The organism is Sporolactobacillus shoreicorticis, from assembly GCF_024125445.1.
GTDB classification, from domain to species: Bacteria; Bacillota; Bacilli; order Bacillales; family Sporolactobacillaceae; genus Sporolactobacillus; species Sporolactobacillus shoreicorticis.
On record NZ_JAMXWM010000017.1, the window covers coordinates 38,430 to 55,374 of the forward strand.

Below are 16,945 nucleotides of genomic sequence, written 5' to 3' on the forward strand. Positions count from 1 at the left end.
AGCTTCATGTGATGCTGATTCTCGATCTGCACTTGTCGGTTGAGCGAGCAGCTTAGCGCCCAATCTGAGAAATAAACGGAAAAATTCCGCTTATCAAACGTGAAAATGAAGGGTTTTTCCTTGAATAAGCGGAAAAATTACCCTTATGTATTTGTGAAACAAGCGCCAGGTGCATATAACCGGAAAGTCTCCGCTTATTTTACACGGGGCAACGTGAAAGCTACCGCATCCTGCGGAAGTGAGGACGGGGCTTTTCTTTACCCAGTTTTTCTAAGAGAGAATCCATGTTTACTTAAACGATTGGATTGCCTGGACAATCAGTTCCGAATATTTTTTTGCTCCGGTTACAGACAGATGGACACCATCATCGCCAATGTAATTGCTCTGTCCTTCGCTCGCCTGATGCCAATCGACAGAAATAACGTTCTCATGATCATTATCCGTTTTTTGAATGACTTGGTTGACAATCGTTTCCCACTGACGCGGCACACGGGTATTAATAAGAATTATATTTTTATCAGATCCGATTAACCCGATTAATTCATCCATTTGCTCTTGAGTAAACGGACCATTGGTTCCGAGTTCAATGACAACCGTTTGTTTCAATTTGCCTTGTTGTTTCAATTGATTAACGGTGTTGAAGGCTTCCTGAAACTGTCTGCCAACCTTGCAGTCAATCGTTAGCTGTTTGATTTCTTTTTTTAAGTAAGGTTCGGCGCCAAGCATTACCGAATCGCCGATCGCAGTTACTTGCTTATCGATAACTTGGGACTGTGTTTTCGCTGTTTTCTCTTTTGCAGTTGTTTTATTTTGTTTTTCCTGTTTCTCTTCTTTGACCGCTTTTTTCACTGCCTGCTTTTTAGGCTGTTTGTTTTTTTCATTGGGTTTTGACTTCTTCTTCGTTTGTTTTGAATGATTAGAAAGAGCGGATCCATTCACTTTGCTCGCAGAAGTTTTTTCGTTCTTTGTATTTTCCGTTGGTTGTTTCTCGCCGGAATTCTTTTTCCCCTGTGCGTTTTCAGTTACATTCTCGTTAAATGCCGGCTTTGCATCCGTCTGATGTGCAAGAAATGAAGATCCATAAAAGATTAGGAAAAGCACGCATAGACCTACACTGGCATTTCGAATGATCCGTCGCCAATGGCCGGTCTTGCCTAATCGGCGAATGGGACATTCAATAAAGTGGTAGGAGAGTGCAGATACGGAAAAAACCAGAACGAGTTGCAGAACGATGCGTAAAGGATGCACCTCATTCACCTGACTGGCCGGTGTCGTGAGCTGGATAATCGGATAATGCCACAAATACATACCGTAAGAACGCAAGCCGATCCAGCGCAGCGGTCTTATTCCGGCCCATTTTCCGATCAGAGTGGCAGGATGGGCGAGTGCGGTAATAAGTACAACGCTAACCAAAGAAAACAGAGCTAGGCCGCCGGTGTAGAGAAATTCTTCGTACTGATTGACATAGACGACACATAAGAACAATGAAATCAAAGCTAATGTACCAATACCATCTAAAAAAATACCAAGTGCTCTGCTGCCTGATCCGTTAAGATGACGGCTTGGCCATACGCAGGCCAAAATTGCGCCAAAAAGTAGGGCAAATGCACGGGAATCGGTGCCATAATAGACTCGGCTCGGATCAGTGCCCGTATGGTAGATCAAGCCCATGCAGAGAATGGAACTTGCGGCCAGTAATAAAGTCAGGCCATAAAGTACTTTTGTCCCCTTGCCGATCCGTAAAGCAACGGTCACAATTAATGGCCAGAGGAGGTAAAATTGTTCCTCGATGGCAAGCGACCAAAAATGCTTCAGAAGTGATGGATTTGCGAAGCTGTCGAAATAAGACTGTTGGTGAAAGACAGACCACCAATTGCTGTAATAAAAGAGTGCCGCGACTGCGTCCATCCGAGTTTCACGAAGCAAAGCCGGTTGAAAGAAGATGACATAACCGAGGATGACAACTAAAACAGAAATCATGGCAGGCAACAGTCTTTTAGCTCGTCTGACCCAGAACTTTTTCAGATCAATGGAGTTTGTATCCTCCCATTCTTGAATGAGCAAATCCGTAATTAAGTAGCCCGAGATGACAAAGAAAATACCGACACCCAAAAACCCACCGCCGGCAAAGGGTAAATTCATATGGTAAGCCATAACCACAAGAACGGACAATGCGCGCAATCCGTCTAAACCGCCCATATAGCGATGCTTTTGTTTGTATTCCATGAAAAACCACCCGCCTTTTAGAAACCTGTGTTATCAAGATGCTGACCGGCAGGCGAAACGATGTATTTTTAGGAGATTATTTGTTTCGAAAACCTTTCAAGTCAATCAAACAACTCTATATCCATTTTAACGCATTCCGCATGGAAAAAGTTTTTCAATCTATTTAAAAATGGAGTGTAATAATTACCAATCTTTTAATAGAATTGGAATAATCCAGAATTGCATGGAATTTTGTCTGTGCTGGACAGCAGTGATAGAATGCAAGAAATGGAATTTTAGGAGCTGTGTCCTTATGCCTGACTTAAACGAGCAATATCAGGATTCATCGAATCTGAATATCCGGATTAAAATTCATGAACGTTACAGCACAAATAAAGAAGATTGGCATAAGTGGTTGTTTGACCATTATGATATCAAACCCGGGAGTAGAGTTCTTGAACTTGGCTGCAGAGACGGGACATTTTGGCTGAAGAATAAAGAACGTGTACCGGAAGAGTGGAAAATTACACTTTCTGATGTCTCAAGCGGCATGTTAAACGATGCGCAAAGAAATTTAGGAGACAGCGTAAACGTAATATTCAAAAGCATTGACATTCGGGAGATTTCATTTGGCGATAATCGGTTTGATGCCATCATTGCAAATCACATGCTTTATTATGTTCCTGATCGGGAGCAAGCGATCGAAGAAGTACGTCGCGTACTAAAACAAGCAGGCGTCTTTTACTCTTCAACGATTGGAAAAGAGCATATGTCCGGGTTCAATGACTTTTTGACGCGCTTTGACCCCAATATTGGCTTTAACATGACAAAGATCCAGGCGGATGCCTTTGGTCTGGAAGAACAGCGCAGAGCAATTGAAGCATTATTTTTAAGCATGTGAAGCTAACACGTTTCCCAGGTGATCTTTTAATCAATGACGTGCAGGCGATCTATGATTACATTTGCTCATCGGGAACAAAAGCCAAAAAAGCGCTGTCCGGTAAGAAACGTGAGCAATTTATTCGTTTCCTTGATCGTGAAAAAGAGAAAAACGGCGGCTTTATTCGGATCATAAAGGCGACAGGTCTCTTTCAATCAAGTTGAGCATGTTGCAAATCAATTTTTTCCTATACCGTTTGCTTACCGCAAGCTAATATAAGTGGGTAAAGATTGGGAGGGAAACACCATGAATGATTCAGAAAAGAAATGTGTGATCGTGATTGACCATGAATTGCCGATCGGCGTGATTGCCAACACAGCGGCAATTTTGGGCTGTACACTTGGCAGTGATTTTAGTGAAGTAGTCGGGAATGATATTGAGGACGGCAGTGGATTTCAACATAGGGGCATCGTTAACTTGCCCATTCCGGTTTTATCGTCAACCCGAGAAGGCCTAATGAATATTCATTGCGAGGTTAAAAATCAATCTTGTAAAAAGATTGATTTGATTGATTTTACAACCACTGCACAGAGGAGCAAAGATTATGAAGATTACACAGCTAAGCTTCATAATACGGCAACCGAAGACTTGAATTTCCTAGGCCTTTGTCTCTATGGCGAGAAAAAAGCGGTTAACCACTTAACCGGAAGTCTACCTACGCTCAAATAATAAAAAATACCGTTCACCTAGAGAAATCAGGTGTGCGGTATTTTTAATTGGAGCAATAACGCATCGGTGAGACACCTGTATAAGCCTTGAAATATTTATCAAAATGACTTTGATCGTAAAATCTGCTGGCAGCGGCAACGCCTATGATCGCTTCATGATTTTGAAGCTTTTTTTTCGCTGCGTTGATGCGCAGATTAATCAAGTATTTTTGCGGCGTCAGCCCGGTGTACGAGTAGAATCGGCGAATCAGCTGGTATTTATTGATCCCGGCGAGCTCCGACAGATTTTCTAATGTTATTTTGTTAAGATAATTTTTGCTGAGATACTGTTTGATCTCAATAATTTTTTCGGAGATTTCTGTTTTTGGACCTTGTTTCATCGAACTGTGTTCCTGCCAATCCATAACATCCATCAGTTCAATCAGCGGACTTGACACCATTTCCCCGTACATTAAACGTTCTTCAAGCTGTTTGAACGTATTTAATATATAGTCAAAGGTGTCTGGTTTGAGTTTCGAATAAATGCTTCCATTGCAGATTCTGCCATCAGAGATCTTAGTAAACCATGATTCTCGAATGTAGACCATCTTAAAGCACCAGTTTTTGACATCAATGGGCTGGCAGTGGTGCACCGTTCCTGAGGGGATAACAAGAAGTGTCCGTGCAGATAGAGTGAACGCGTGGTGATTGATTTCTGTTCTGCAACTGCCCTTTTCAATTAATCCAATGGATACTTCATCGTGAAAATGAGTTCTGGACGTATGGATCTCATTGGCACATGTTTTCATTTCGATCGATTTTGCCAGATCTGCTTGATAGGAAATCACGAAGCTATCTCCAATTCTATTTCAATTCAGCAATGATAAACGCTAATCTTCTATAAACAGAATTATCATAGATGAGATTAGCTGTCAATTTTGTTCGAATATGATATTGTTGATTTCAAGTAGGTCATTTGTGGGAGTGACGAAATTGGTGGGTACGGAAACTATAGAAACAGATCGGCTCATTTTAAGAAGATTCACTTTGGAAGATGCAAATGATATGCTGAATAACTGGATTAATGATGATGAGGTTCAAACCAATTACGGTGAGCCGACATATGAAAACCTTGAATCCGTCAATAGACTGCTTAGTCAATGGATTTCGGCATATTCGGATGCTTCTTTTTTTAGATGGGCAGTTGTCTTGAAAGAAATGAATGAAAATATCGGACAGATTGCTTTTTGTGCTATTGATGTGAATCATCATTTTGCAGACGTCGAGTATTGCATCAGTAAAGCCCATCAACGGAAAGGATACGCGACCGAAGCGCTCTCTGCTGTTATTGGCTTCACATTTGAAAAAACAGGCTTGAACAGATTACAGGCTTTCCATAGAGAAAGAAATAGGGCTTCAGGAAAAGTGTTGCAAAAATCAATGATGAAATTTGAAGGCGTTTTGCGGAAGTATTTTTACCATAATGAAAATGAATATGATGATCGCATTTACTACGGTATTTTAAGAGAGGATTACCTAAATAGAGTGACTAATCATAGTTGTCACTCCAAAGTGGCAGATTTTGGTCAATGAAATCATAGCAGCAATCAAAAAGCCCAATCAGATCAATCAGGCTAAAGAATTATGGACTGTTTTACTGAATGAGCTGTCGAAAATGTTGATACTGTAATCATTGCATGCACGGACTTAAACGTTGTGGCGGATAATGCTTGTTCTGAATTGAATCTTGTGACTTCTGCATGTTGGTCCTGCAGATGCAATTGTTCGGAACTATCAATCTGTTAAAGACTAGACGGGATGAAAAAGATCAGCCCTGGCTCCAAAGTTCAGGTGGGTTCATTTCATATCGTCCGTCTTTACGATACATGAATTGATGAATGATCAGTTCTCTGCGAAGTGTCGCATAATCCGGATGGTAGCTTCTTAAATAATCACTGATTTCCTTTTCGGAGTAGATTTTTCCGAATTCGAGTCCCTTGACAAGGTGTGAAAGAACAACTAATCGCTTTTTTCTTTGTGCAGGAATCGTTTTTAGCTTACCATCAGCACTAAAAAAATTATTGATGATTGCCTCACGTTCTTCTGCAGTTACGGACATATCCATGTTTTTCTCTCCTTTTCCTATCGACAGGATAGCAGTTGCGCAGCTTTCCAGTACGTTTTCATTTAACGAGAAATAAATGGTATTTTTATCACGACGTTCTTTAATTAATCCGACATCGCGAAGCCTGCTCATGTGGTGTGTGATTGTCGGCGGCGTCAAAGAAAGTTTTCCGGCAATGGCCTGACCATGAAGCGGCCCTTGTTTCAATAAAGCAAGGATTCGAATACGTGTCAAATCGGCAAGTGCTTTGTGAAATTCAACGATGAGAGTGAGCTGCATCAGGCACATCTCCTAATTTTATTGTTGTCTAATTAGATAATAAACTAATTAATTAGAAAAAGCAACACGAGTAAAAAAGATCCCCAGTGCATGCGCTATTAAGGGATCTTGATTCCTTTAACTTGAAAGATAAGTAAGTTTTAACGGAGCAGCCTTAATCCGCTTAAAATAACCAATATCGTACTGCTTTCGTGACTGATCACGCCAGAAGGTAAATTGATGTCACCAATGAAGTTTATCGTAATCAAAACAAGAATAACTGCAATAGCAAAGGTTACATTTTGTTTAATGACTCTGCTTGTCCGTTTTCCTAGCTGTACAGCTTTTGGAATCTTCGAAAGGTCATCGCCCATCAGAACAACATTCGCTGTTTCCAATGCTACATCTGATCCTGCACCGCCCATGGCGATCCCAACCGTGGCTGTTGCCAGTGCCGGAGCATCGTTAACACCGTCGCCGATCATGGCGACATGTCCGTATTGTTCCGTCAGTTTCTTAATAATAGTTACTTTATCCTCTGGCAGTAATTGATCATAGACATGATCGACGCCAGCCTGTCGTGCAATCGCCGAAGCTGAGGAATGATTGTCACCGGTAAGCATGACGGTTTTGATACCCGCTTTCTTAAGTTGAGCAACGGTTTCCTTTGCATTGCCGCGAAGCGTATCTTGTATAGCAAATATGCCGATCAATTGCTGATCGGCTTCAACAAAGATAACCGTTTTTCCTTGGTTTTCAAGTTGATCAACAGCTGTTTGCTGTGATGCATTCAGGTTTGAATGGATAAAATCCATTTTTCCAATCACACAGGCAATACCGTTGACTTTGCCTGAGACACCCATGCCCATGGTCGATTGAAAATCAGCTGCCGGACTCAGCGGACACTTTTTCTGTTCTGCAAATTGAACAATGGCTTTTGAAATAGGGTGTTCGGATAGCTTTTCAAGTGATCCTGCAAGTGAGATCAATTCCTCATTTGAGTGACGATCAAGGGGAATAACATCAGTCACTTTCGGTTTTCCTTCTGTCAGTGTACCGGTCTTGTCAAAAGCAATGGTAGTGACACGGCTTAAATTTTCCAAATGAATGCCGCCTTTAAAAAGCAGACCTTGACGTGCCGCATTCGAGATTGCGGAAAGAAAAGCGGGCATAATGGAGGCGACCAGCGCACAGGGTGAAGCAACCACAAGAAAAATCATGGCTCGATAAATGGTATTGTCCCAACTCCAGCCAAGCAGGAAAGGCGGGAGAGCCATTAACAAAAGTGCGCCGCAAACGACAATTCTGGCATAAATACGTTCAAACTTCTCCACAAAAATTTGGCTCGGCGGCAGTTCACTTTCCGCTTCCTGAACGAGGTGAATGATCTTGGAGAGGATGGTATCATTCGCCAACTTTGAAACACTGATTTTTAAAGCGCCTTGACGATTCATCGTTCCCGCAAATACATCATCATTAATGGTTTTATCAACAGGTATTGATTCACCCGTTATCGATGATTGATCGATGGCAGACGCTCCTTCAACGATGACGCCGTCAGCAGGAATCCGTTCTCCCGGTCTTACAAGAATGAGATCGCCCTTATGTAATTGACTGACGCTGACCGTTTGTTCTTTATTCTCAACGATAAGAGTTGCCTTTTCGGGGCGGAGATTCATAATTGATGTGATATCCTTATTGGTTTTCTCCATGGTGAATCCTTCAAGCGTATTGCTGAGCGAGAAGATAAAAATCAGAATGGCGCCATCCATCCAATAGCCGATGCACGCCGCACCAATTGCGGCGACAACCATTAATAGGTCAACATCGAGATCTTTTTCAAAGATTAATGTTTTTAACCCATCATAAGCCTGTTGAAAACCACCGGAAAGATACGCTAAACTATAGAAAAGAATTTCAAGAAAAACGAGTTGAACAGTCCCAAATAGCCAGGCGAGCAAAATAAAAACGAGACAAAGCAGCGTTAGTATTAACCCTTTGTTTTTTTGTACTATATATAATCTTGTATTTTGAATGTTCGATTGCGCTAACTCACTCAAATGGCATTCCTCCTTGTGTTTTCTACTAATGATAAGTTTAGTTTAGTATTAATGTAAATGATTATCAATATCAATTAATGACAATATTATTGCATTTAGATTCCATGACAGATAGACTCATACTCGGGCTAACGAATGGGGAAAAGAGAATCGTCTCGTGTAGACAATTTGATCAAGGTTTTTTGGTTAATGATGCATTAAAAAAATCTCCAAGCTCGATAGCACCTGGAGATCTTTTGAACTTAAAGAAGTTGATTTGGGCTGCACGGTATGCAAAAATCAACGTATGAACATGGTTATCCTACAGGAATTACATTTTCACCGAAAGTCTTACTCTTGTTGTCCATGGATATGATTATTTGGTTGCGTAATCCAACCATCCATTCCGGTTCATAATCCCAAGTATCAGCTAGACAGTGCAGACAACGCGCATAGCTAAAAAGGTTGGCATATCTTCTGAATATCGGCATCTTTTCGAGCATGGAATCCTCAATTTCCATTATTGATCGGTATCCCGAGAGAAATTGAATCTCTGCCGGTTCGTGATCGTGTTTCGGTAGTTCGTCTTTTATACTGTCGATTGCTTGGTCAATATCCATAACAAACCAATGGTAAACAGCATCGTCAAAATCAATCGCGGTGTAACGATGTGTCTCCTCGTCGCAAAATACATTATCTAATTCAAAATCATAATGTATAAGCCCGTAATTTTGCGGAGTTACAGGTAACTTTTCAAAAAAATCACGTAGTAAAGTTACTTCCTTTAAAGATTGCGCGGGTGCTGAATACTTTTTCAAAATCGTTTCTACCCAGTTCAGATTTTGTTTCCAATCTGTTCGCCGGTTGTCTTTAGCATGATATCCCGCACTGAGCAAATGAAGATGGCCAAGCGATGCTCCAAGCCCATAATAGAGATCGTTAGAACACTCAAGTTGATCGAGTCTGTTTCCGCAAGCCCCTTTAAAAGCTACCGCAACATACTTTCCCCAAGGTGTTTCGCTTAATACAACATTCAGCCCTTTTTTTGACGGAATATGCTCAGCGACGGAATAATCGTTTTCTCGCAGGTATTCGAGAAAATCAAGTTCCGCCTGTACCGATTCCTGTGTTTTTTCTTCGACAGGCGCAAATCGCAAAAAGGAAAGCTGTTTTTTATGATAGAAGGGATACACTGCGTTAGAAGACACGAAATTGATTCAGAACTTCCAAATGGTCGGTATCGTAGTCCCAATACGATAAGAGCATCATTGCTAAGTCGCGATTGTCAAAAAGATTTTTTAGTTTCATCATAAGAGAGGTTCCTCATTTCATTTTTGGGCGCAAAAATACCGCTCAGCAATACGCCTGCGGTTATCATGACCGTTTTTTATTGAAAGCAAAACAGCTATAATCGTAACAGAATATCGCATTGTGCAGGTGCATAGCGCCTGCGGATTTTCAGTTATTGATCACCCAAAAATGTATCATCCGACGTTTCATGTCGATCACTCCCCCTCAGAAAACATAGTTACAATGTATCATACAAAGGAAATATCTGCAAGTTTCGAAAATATAATTTTATTACAGCATTAGCGTTAAGATCAACTGGAAAAGTTCCTAATTTTGCTCTATCACCAAATCATTTGATTTCATACATACGATCTCCGTGGCAATCGGCTATCCCATGCTTGCGATGCAGCATTGTGAGCAGAAGTACGGACACGTTTTATTTCATGGTAGATCTGTATTGAAGCGCTCTCCCCAACGCATCGATCGGCTTTAATCAACCTTCGAGAATGAAACTGTCCCGTCTGAAAAAGTCCCGGATCAAATTATTGAAAGCTTTCCGGACAAATTGCTGTTCTGCTATCAGAAACAGCTGAAAAAAGAGATTAGCACATGTTTCTATCGATCAGATTTTAAGCAAGAAGCTAAATTCCGGAAGAATTATTTTTCACTCGATGCAACCCCCATACAAGAACTATAGCGATGATTACCCCAATTGTTCCAAACCAGGATAAAGAACTGAGGGAAAACGTGTTTATCATCGTTCCGCCAAGGGCGGCTCCAATCGCCATCGATATTTGACTGACGGACTGGTTCAAACTAAGCATAATGCCTGACTGAGTGGGCACAATTGTAGCCAAGTTATACAGCTGTGCGGGCTGAGAACTCCATACTGAGCACGACCAAAGAAAAAGAAAAAGAAATAGGATGATTGGATGATGAGCGGTTAATGAAAGGAAAATAAGTGAAAGAATAGTGAAACTCATGCCGATCATTAATGTGCGGGTAATTCCAAATTTATCCGCACAATATCCACCGGCTTTTGAACCGACTAAGCACGCAATGCCAAATACTAATAATGCAGGGCTCAATAAATTTTCAGATAAGCTTAAGCCTTTTAACAAATACGGAGAAATATAAATATACACGATTGCGTAGCCGCTTAACCAGAAGAGGGTAATGGACAAGCCAAACAGCACTTTTGGATCTCTCAACAGGGCAAGCTGTTTCATAAGCGGAATAGCCTCATCTCCCTGTACTTTTGGAATAATCGCAACAATAACAATCGTTGCAAGCGCACCAAATAAGGAAATATCCAGAAAAACACTTCTCCAGCCGAAAGCAGTGGACAATAAACGACCGATGGGGACGCCGATAATGAGGGCCATAGTAAAGCCAATGGTAACCGTAGCAATGGAACTTGCCTGTTTTCCCGGCGGTGCAATTTTAGCTGCAAGTGTGAGTGCGGTAACAATGACTACTCCTGCACCGAGCGCAACGATGATTCGTGAAACGGTAAAAAAAACGAAACTTGGGAAAAAGTATGCCAGTAAGTTCCCAATGATAAAAACACCTAACGCGTAAAGTGTTAGTCGGCGTCGATCCATTTTTGCTGTAAGTGATATGAGAACAGGTGTACCTATTGCATAGGTCAGAGCATAGACCGTAGTAAATTGACCGGCTTGAGAAACATTAATATCCATGGACGAAGCGATCTGATCAAGAAATCCTGATGTAACAAATTGTGAAGTACCAATGAGAAAACTGATGAGTGCCAAGACGTATACTTTCCACATGCTTTTCAATGTCGATCCATCCCCTTAAATATAATAAGACCATAAATTTAAAACCTTGTGCTTTCGTAAGTAAGTGTATATATTAGTGAAAAGAAAAGGAAGTATGCACTTTAAAGTGAGATACTATGCGAAAGGAAAGTAATGATGAAAAAATGGTCGATTGATGAAGGAAATTGTTCGATCTCATACACGCTCTCCGTAGCTGGCGGAAGATGGAAGTGGCTTGTCCTCTACAAACTTTCTATAAACAAAGTGATGAGGTATGGCGAAATCAAAAAAGGTCTGCCGTCAATTACTCATAAAATGCTCAGTCAGGTATTGAGTGAATTGCGGGATGATGACTTGATTGACCGGATTGACTATGCACAGATTCCGCCAAAGGTCGAATATCAGCTGAACGAACGAGGAAAAAGCCTGATCCCCATTCTTACACTAATGGCCGAATGGGGAAGTGAAAATCGTCCGTGATTCACATGTGAAATCACGGACGATGATGGTGTGGCGAAGTTGATTGAGTCCTGAATATAAAACAAGACAGGGACATTCGTTTCTTTTTTCGCATATTATTGATTAATTGATAAACTCCTTAAAAACACATCGAAATAAAGATAAAACTCTTTTTTATCGCTTAAATGAACATTGTGGTCGGTATTTGACATCTCATATGCCAAACACCTTGGAATTAAGGTATGCATTTTCATAAAATCGTTATCTGAAACCGCGTTATTTCCTTTTGCACGAATGAGCAATGCGGGACACTTGATTTTTGGAAGGAGATGGAACCAGTTTTCATAGTACGCAATGTTGGCTGCAATAGCTTGTGAACTGAACATCATTTGGTATCCTTCAACCGTTTCTACTAAACTATTCATGAAATAATTGAAACTTAAATCTGAATCAGTTGCTTGTTGAATAAAATCCATTGCTTCGCTCAGACTAGCAAAAGGCATAGGCCAATCATTAGTCAAAGGATCAACTGATTTAATCTGATTCAAAGGCTGTTTATTTGTCTCTTCAGGTCCTGAAGCGGACTTATCGAGTATTGCTACAGCGTTCACCCGATCCAAATATTCTGCAGCTAAATAGCCGGCAATAGCGCCACCCATGGAATGACCGACTATAATCGTTTTATCGATCTTTAGAAAATCTAGCAGGTCAATGATGTCCTCGGCCAATTCTTCAGTTGTGTATTTCGCTATCGGTTTACTGCTTAAGCCGTGCCCTCGTTGATCTGGAGCGATTACTCTGTATTGTTCTCCATAGTGTCGGATAAAATCAATCCATGTTTCTGCTCGTCCCCATCTTCCATGGAGACAAAGGATTACCGGTCCATCAGTATTTGTATCAAAGTAAAACATGTCGATATTCTTTAAGTTAGCTATTTTTCTGTAGTGTTTTGGTTTGTTCGTCTCAATACATCTCCTTCCATTCACCTCAAAACAATTAATGTTTTTTTATTGATTACTAAATTAATTGTACCATATACTGCCGAAAAGGAACATATGTTCTTGATCTTATCTGTAAAAAAAGATAGATATAAAAAAATGCTGTATTCGCAATTTTAAATGCATTTGGTGGTCAGTGATCGAAAAAAGAACAATTAACTATTAATTTACATAAAGATTCTATATAATAATTAAAACAACTAGAGAGAGTAGAGACTATCAATGGAAAAAGCAGAGAAAGAACAAGTCATTGCCCAACGTACGTTCTATGGCGTGCTCTTCGCAATTGGCTGCGGTCATTTTTTCAATGATTCTATTCAGGCCGTTATTCCGGCCATGAATCCAATTCTTGAGCAGACACTAAATTTAAATTATGCACAAATTGGCTGGATTGCCTTTGTTGCTAATATGACCGCATCGGTTATTCAGCCGTTTTTTGGTTATTACGCCGATATTAAATCGAAGCCGTTTCTGTTGCCGGTTGGAATTTTGACCAGTCTGGTCGGTTTGATTATTTTTGCGCTTGCTCCCAGTTATGTATGGGCGCTTTTTGCTGTCTTTTTTATTGGAATCGGTTCTTCAATCTTTCATCCGGAAGGCTCGCGTGTGGCACATATGGCTGCGGGCGCAAAACGAGGTTTGGCACAGTCAATTTTCCAAGTTGGCGGCAACTTCGGGCAATCGATGGCTCCTGTTCTGACCGCACTTATTTTTCTTCCATTTGGACAGAGAGGTGTTTTATCTTTTTCCGTCTTTGCATTTATTGGCATGATTGTCCTATTCTTTGTCTCAGTCTGGTATAAAAACCATCAGACAAGCCGTACTCCGCGCGAGAAGCATACTCAATACATAAAACGGAATAAACGAGAAGTATTTGTACATAAAAGGGTGGTTGCGGCAATGGTACTGCTCATCTTTATCATTTTCGCCCGTTCTTGGTATTCTACATGTATCTCTAATTTTTATCAGTTTTATTTGATTCATGATTATGGGCTTTCGATTCCGGTCGCACAACTATTTATTTTTATTTTCATGGTTTCTGGAGTAGTCGGCACTTTTCTAGGAGGTCCGCTGGCTGACCGTTTCGGCAAGAAAACCGTTATTCTCGGTTCTTTTGTCGGGGCAGTACCTTTGACGGTCATGCTGCCTTATTTGCCGCTTTATTTGATTGCTCCGGTATTCTTACTGATTGGTTTAATCATCACGTCGAGCTTCAGCGTCACCGTTATTTATGCCCAAGAATTAATGCCGGGGCGACTTGGCATGGTCTCCGGATTAACGATTGGCTTTGCTTTCGGAATGGGCGCGATTGGCGCCGTACTGTTCGGCAATCTTGCGGATCTGTTCAGTATCCGGTTTGTTATGATTCTTTGCAGTCTTTTTCCACTGGTCGGATTGTTTTCAGCATTATTGCCGGGCGATATGAAAATACGGCGCTGGAATAAGGAAACGGGCTGAGCGCTAATTAATTTTCTATTTGTCAAGATATTTATTATTTTCAATTTTTAGCATCAGCATAACAAATGACCTCCAAGTAATGTACCAGATAGTACCTACTCAGAGGTCAGAAAAACTGTCAATGTGGGTATGTCATAGACTGCTAGGTGTTTTTCCCTCATGACACCCTCAAAAAACCTTTGTGAAGCCTTTAATCGGAAAGACAGGATTTGAACCTGCGACCACATAGCCCCCAGCCATGTGCTCTACCAAGCTGAGCTACTTTCCGTGTTCTAACAGTAAAAATTGACGAAAACCCCCATAGCAGGGAGTTATCTGATATTTTCGTGATAAGCGGTCAAGTTTAACCTGTCAAGCGTTCATAGCTTGGTAAGATCTGAGAAGGGAAAAGAGAGGGGGGCTACCTCGCGGAAAAGAGCAAAAAAAAGAGCCGATAGCACGAATAATGCTCTCAGCCTAGTTTATTCATCCATTTATTGACAAATTGCTTGTTACTCTGGTTATTGTCCTTGTCGGCTTTCCGAATCCAACCCATTTCTTTTGCTGTTTTCATCACTTCTGCGAGCGGGTTAGCCACATGACGGCTCCTCTTGTCATAACGTCCTTTTCTGAGGTAGCGATAATGCAGGACACATTGAGTAATGAGACCGTCAAGTATCACATCAGCTATGCCGTCATCGGGTATTTCATAGCTCGCTCTTATTTTCTTTTCAAGCTCCGTCATAAACTTAATTTCTGCATCAGTCAGCGACTCAAGCCATTGGCTAGTTTTATCTTTATCAAGCAACAGGGAGGCGCCATAAATGAACCGCCCCGGTGGTGTTAAGTGCTTTTCAGCGTCCCACTGTCTGTCCGTTCTACGCCTTTCAGTGTAAGCCCGCCGTGAGTTGACAGCGGTTTCTGCCTTCAACGGTCCTGCGGTTACATACCGTGAATTTCCCGTCTTTTTGTCTCAGTACAAAGCAAGCGAGCTGAGACCGTCCCAGTTCCCGGTAGAGCGTGCGGGCTTCTTCTGAGTCCTTACCGAGCGTGTTGGTGTAGTTTTCGAGCTGGCGCACTTTTAAGCTGGTAGTCGTGGGGAAGCTCGTTAAACCTTGGCATGTGCTTCTTCACCTCCTAGACTTTCGAGGTAAAACCGTGCCAGTGTTCCGGCTCGGTCTTTGTTCTCCTCACATATGGCATAAATTAAACTCCGTTGTGAAGTCCTCGCCAGCGAGTCGCTCAAGGGCATCACGGTAAGAGAGAAAGAGGGCAATGTCTGGCTTTTCTGTGAGTAGCGTAATTATATTCTGCATCAATTTACTCATTTGTTGCTTGGTCTTGTCGTCCATTACAATGTCCCCCCGAACTTGGTCACATATTCGTCATAAAATCTTTCAAATTGTTCCTGCTCGTTCAGCTTTACGAGTCTATACGAATAGCTTCCCGGCTCCGGGGTAATTGAAGGCTTTTCTTCGTCACTGACCGCGAGCAGGGCACTGTCTACAAACCCGCCAGTTACACCGAACACGGCAATTCTTAACGGTTTATTTTTCATTTGTGTGTTCCTCCTCCATAAAGGGTTAAGCACTTTCACACCTCTGAATTTCCTCTTTATCTTGTATAGCTTCGACTCGCCAGCAACTTGACAGGAAAACAAGGACGGGGAACCTCTTTTGTGTCGGCCCAGAAGCGCGGGTATTGCGCGGAGCGCGCTGGCTGAACGATTGAGGGAAGCAAGAAGGCTACCTCGCATTTTGTTTATTGAAATCTATGAGAAGAAAGCACGACTCCCCTGAAACATATTGACCTTGCGGGAACCGCGAGAAAGTCTTTTCAGCCACTACCAGGAACCTCATATTTTCATGTGAGGTCGCGTGCTTCGCTATGACTCCGCACGCTCCAAAACACAACAGAGCTTCACCGCGAGCCGGACTGTACGGCTTTAACTTGCGATATAAAAAAGGCTTTCCCATGCGGAAAACCTCTGTTTCAGCGAATTATGTTGGTGTAATTTGTCAGTAAAATATTTTGGCGAGGAGGGGGGCTGTTGCGTAGTGGGGGCGTACTGCTTGATGGTGCACATATTTAGTCAATTAGCAACCCCATTGCAATAGAATCATAAAATACCTCATTAATTAAAAAATCTCTTTTTATTATTCCCTCCTCAACAAACCCAAATTTTTTGTACAGATGAATTGCTTTTTCATTGTCGGTGCGCACTCTCAGATTGATTTTTCTGATGAGCTTAGAATCTCTACTCCACTCTATGAATTTGGATAATAACCTAGTCCCAATTCCTTTTCCGCCATAATCTTTCAGGACAGTAATTCCAAATTCACCTGTGTGAGCTGTTCTAGTTTTTGTTCCCCCTGAAAACTTTAAATTACCAATGATCTTTCCGTCACATTTAGCAACCAAATTTAGTGCATTTTTTCTGTTATAAATTGACTCAATACTCTGTTCAAGCTTTGCTGTGCTTAACTGCAATTCTTCGCCAAATCTAAATGTTAAAAAATCAGTTTCCGTACCAATTTGACCAAGATATGTAAGCATTTCAGGAGCATCATCTTTCACTGTTTCTCTAATTATTATATTATTTTCCATTGTGAAAACCTCTCCTTTTTACCCTATTTACATTTTCTGTCTATGTATTTTACTCTATTTAACACTAAAACCCTCCGCCAGACAACCAGCGGAGGAGGTAATTTTTTTGTTAAGCCCGCGAGGAAGCACAAAAAGGGGTTATCACTCGCGTTATTTGGG

The 16,945-nt window shown here is 41.4% G+C and carries 17 protein-coding genes and 1 tRNA gene; 6 read left to right on the top strand and 12 right to left on the bottom strand.

The features are described from left to right. Positions 1–288 precede the first annotated feature (288 nt). Entirely contained in the window at positions 289–2,226 is a 1,938-nt protein-coding gene (locus tag NIE88_RS13980) for an acyltransferase family protein (protein WP_253063011.1), read from the bottom strand. 292 nt (positions 2,227–2,518) lie between these two features. Between NIE88_RS13980 and NIE88_RS13985 the strand changes: the two genes are divergently transcribed. The 3 genes from NIE88_RS13985 (at position 2,519) to NIE88_RS13995 (ending at position 3,814) form a co-directional block, all read left to right on the top strand. Beyond that, on the top strand, positions 2,519–3,106 hold the full coding sequence (locus tag NIE88_RS13985) for a class I SAM-dependent methyltransferase (RefSeq protein WP_253063013.1): 588 nt from the start codon (positions 2,519–2,521) through the stop codon (positions 3,104–3,106). Further along, positions 3,103–3,309 carry a hypothetical protein gene (locus NIE88_RS13990; protein WP_253063015.1) on the top strand — a complete coding sequence of 69 codons (207 nt, stop codon included), beginning with the start codon at positions 3,103–3,105 and terminating at the stop codon, positions 3,307–3,309. The genes NIE88_RS13985 and NIE88_RS13990 overlap by 4 nt, the downstream gene beginning before the upstream one ends. A gap of 82 nt (positions 3,310–3,391) precedes the next feature. Then, the gene (locus NIE88_RS13995; protein WP_253063016.1) at positions 3,392–3,814 is read left to right on the top strand and encodes a DUF2000 domain-containing protein; all 423 of its coding nucleotides are present in this window, start codon (positions 3,392–3,394) and stop codon (positions 3,812–3,814) included. A gap of 43 nt (positions 3,815–3,857) precedes the next feature. Here the strand turns inward: NIE88_RS13995 and NIE88_RS14000 are convergent, their stop codons facing one another. Further along, the gene (locus tag NIE88_RS14000; protein ID WP_253063017.1) at positions 3,858–4,640 is read right to left on the bottom strand and encodes an AraC family transcriptional regulator; all 783 of its coding nucleotides are present in this window, start codon (positions 4,638–4,640) and stop codon (positions 3,858–3,860) included. A gap of 148 nt (positions 4,641–4,788) precedes the next feature. On the opposite strand from NIE88_RS14000, the gene NIE88_RS14005 reads away from it, so the two are divergent. Next, positions 4,789–5,385, top strand: a complete 597-nt coding sequence (locus NIE88_RS14005) for a GNAT family N-acetyltransferase (RefSeq protein ID WP_253063068.1) — start codon at positions 4,789–4,791, stop codon at positions 5,383–5,385. A gap of 235 nt (positions 5,386–5,620) precedes the next feature. On the opposite strand, the gene NIE88_RS14010 is transcribed toward NIE88_RS14005, so the two are convergent. The 4 genes from NIE88_RS14010 to NIE88_RS14025 all read right to left on the bottom strand — a co-directional run bounded on the left by NIE88_RS14010 (position 5,621) and on the right by NIE88_RS14025 (position 11,306). After that, a complete protein-coding gene (locus NIE88_RS14010) occupies positions 5,621–6,196 on the bottom strand; it encodes a DUF2087 domain-containing protein (protein WP_253063018.1) in 576 nt (191 codons plus the stop codon). Between the two features lie 140 nt (positions 6,197–6,336). After that, positions 6,337–8,235: a heavy metal translocating P-type ATPase gene (locus NIE88_RS14015; RefSeq protein ID WP_253063019.1), complete on the bottom strand. Its 1,899-nt coding sequence runs from the start codon at positions 8,233–8,235 to the stop codon at positions 6,337–6,339. 296 nt (positions 8,236–8,531) lie between these two features. Next, complete coding sequence (locus NIE88_RS14020) at positions 8,532–9,422, bottom strand: phosphotransferase enzyme family protein (protein WP_253063020.1); 891 nt, start codon at positions 9,420–9,422, stop codon at positions 8,532–8,534. 723 nt (positions 9,423–10,145) lie between these two features. After that, complete coding sequence (locus NIE88_RS14025) at positions 10,146–11,306, bottom strand: MFS transporter (RefSeq protein ID WP_253063021.1); 1,161 nt, start codon at positions 11,304–11,306, stop codon at positions 10,146–10,148. 132 nt (positions 11,307–11,438) lie between these two features. On the opposite strand from NIE88_RS14025, the gene NIE88_RS14030 reads away from it, so the two are divergent. After that, complete coding sequence (locus NIE88_RS14030; RefSeq protein ID WP_309247040.1) at positions 11,439–11,765, top strand: winged helix-turn-helix transcriptional regulator; 327 nt, start codon at positions 11,439–11,441, stop codon at positions 11,763–11,765. A gap of 95 nt (positions 11,766–11,860) precedes the next feature. Here NIE88_RS14030 and NIE88_RS14035 read toward each other — a convergent pair whose 3' ends face one another. Then, positions 11,861–12,655 carry an alpha/beta fold hydrolase gene (locus tag NIE88_RS14035; RefSeq protein ID WP_253063022.1) on the bottom strand — a complete coding sequence of 265 codons (795 nt, stop codon included), beginning with the start codon at positions 12,653–12,655 and terminating at the stop codon, positions 11,861–11,863. 309 nt (positions 12,656–12,964) lie between these two features. Here NIE88_RS14035 and NIE88_RS14040 point away from each other — a divergent pair, with 309 nt between their 5' ends. Next, positions 12,965–14,200 carry an MFS transporter gene (locus tag NIE88_RS14040; protein ID WP_253063023.1) on the top strand — a complete coding sequence of 412 codons (1,236 nt, stop codon included), beginning with the start codon at positions 12,965–12,967 and terminating at the stop codon, positions 14,198–14,200. Between the two features lie 194 nt (positions 14,201–14,394). Here the strand turns inward: NIE88_RS14040 and NIE88_RS14045 are convergent. The 5 genes from NIE88_RS14045 to NIE88_RS14065 all read right to left on the bottom strand — a co-directional run bounded on the left by NIE88_RS14045 (position 14,395) and on the right by NIE88_RS14065 (position 16,786). Continuing rightward, positions 14,395–14,468: transfer RNA gene (locus NIE88_RS14045), tRNA-Pro, on the bottom strand. Between the two features lie 183 nt (positions 14,469–14,651). After that, positions 14,652–14,987 carry a hypothetical protein gene (locus tag NIE88_RS14050; protein WP_253063025.1) on the bottom strand — a complete coding sequence of 112 codons (336 nt, stop codon included), beginning with the start codon at positions 14,985–14,987 and terminating at the stop codon, positions 14,652–14,654. 382 nt (positions 14,988–15,369) lie between these two features. Beyond that, positions 15,370–15,531 (bottom strand): hypothetical protein, encoded by a 162-nt coding sequence (locus NIE88_RS14055; protein ID WP_253063027.1) that lies wholly within the window; start codon positions 15,529–15,531, stop codon positions 15,370–15,372. Then, positions 15,531–15,737, bottom strand: a complete 207-nt coding sequence (locus tag NIE88_RS14060; RefSeq protein WP_253063029.1) for a hypothetical protein — start codon at positions 15,735–15,737, stop codon at positions 15,531–15,533. Before NIE88_RS14060 ends, NIE88_RS14055 begins: the two co-directional genes overlap by 1 nt. A 530-nt stretch (positions 15,738–16,267) precedes the next feature. Then, a complete protein-coding gene (locus tag NIE88_RS14065) occupies positions 16,268–16,786 on the bottom strand; it encodes a GNAT family N-acetyltransferase (protein ID WP_253063031.1) in 519 nt (172 codons plus the stop codon). Positions 16,787–16,945: the final 159 nt, after the last annotated feature.

Bases quoted from the DNA above. Each gene is read 5' to 3' on its own strand.
- NIE88_RS13995 (WP_253063016.1), top strand. From the start codon at position 3,392: ATGAATGATTCAGAAAAGAAATGTGTGATCGTGATTGACCATGAATTG.
- NIE88_RS14060 (WP_253063029.1), bottom strand. From the start codon at position 15,737: ATGAAAAATAAACCGTTAAGAATTGCCGTGTTCGGTGTAACTGGCGGG.
- NIE88_RS14010 (WP_253063018.1), bottom strand. From the start codon at position 6,196: ATGCAGCTCACTCTCATCGTTGAATTTCACAAAGCACTTGCCGATTTG.
- NIE88_RS14035 (WP_253063022.1), bottom strand. From the start codon at position 12,655: ATGTTTTACTTTGATACAAATACTGATGGACCGGTAATCCTTTGTCTC.
- NIE88_RS13985 (WP_253063013.1), top strand. From the start codon at position 2,519: ATGCCTGACTTAAACGAGCAATATCAGGATTCATCGAATCTGAATATC.
- NIE88_RS14030 (WP_309247040.1), top strand. From the start codon at position 11,439: ATGATGAAAAAATGGTCGATTGATGAAGGAAATTGTTCGATCTCATAC.
- NIE88_RS14040 (WP_253063023.1), top strand. From the start codon at position 12,965: ATGGAAAAAGCAGAGAAAGAACAAGTCATTGCCCAACGTACGTTCTAT.
- NIE88_RS13980 (WP_253063011.1), bottom strand. From the start codon at position 2,226: ATGGAATACAAACAAAAGCATCGCTATATGGGCGGTTTAGACGGATTG.
- NIE88_RS14055 (WP_253063027.1), bottom strand. From the start codon at position 15,531: ATGGACGACAAGACCAAGCAACAAATGAGTAAATTGATGCAGAATATA.
- NIE88_RS14065 (WP_253063031.1), bottom strand. From the start codon at position 16,786: ATGGAAAATAATATAATAATTAGAGAAACAGTGAAAGATGATGCTCCT.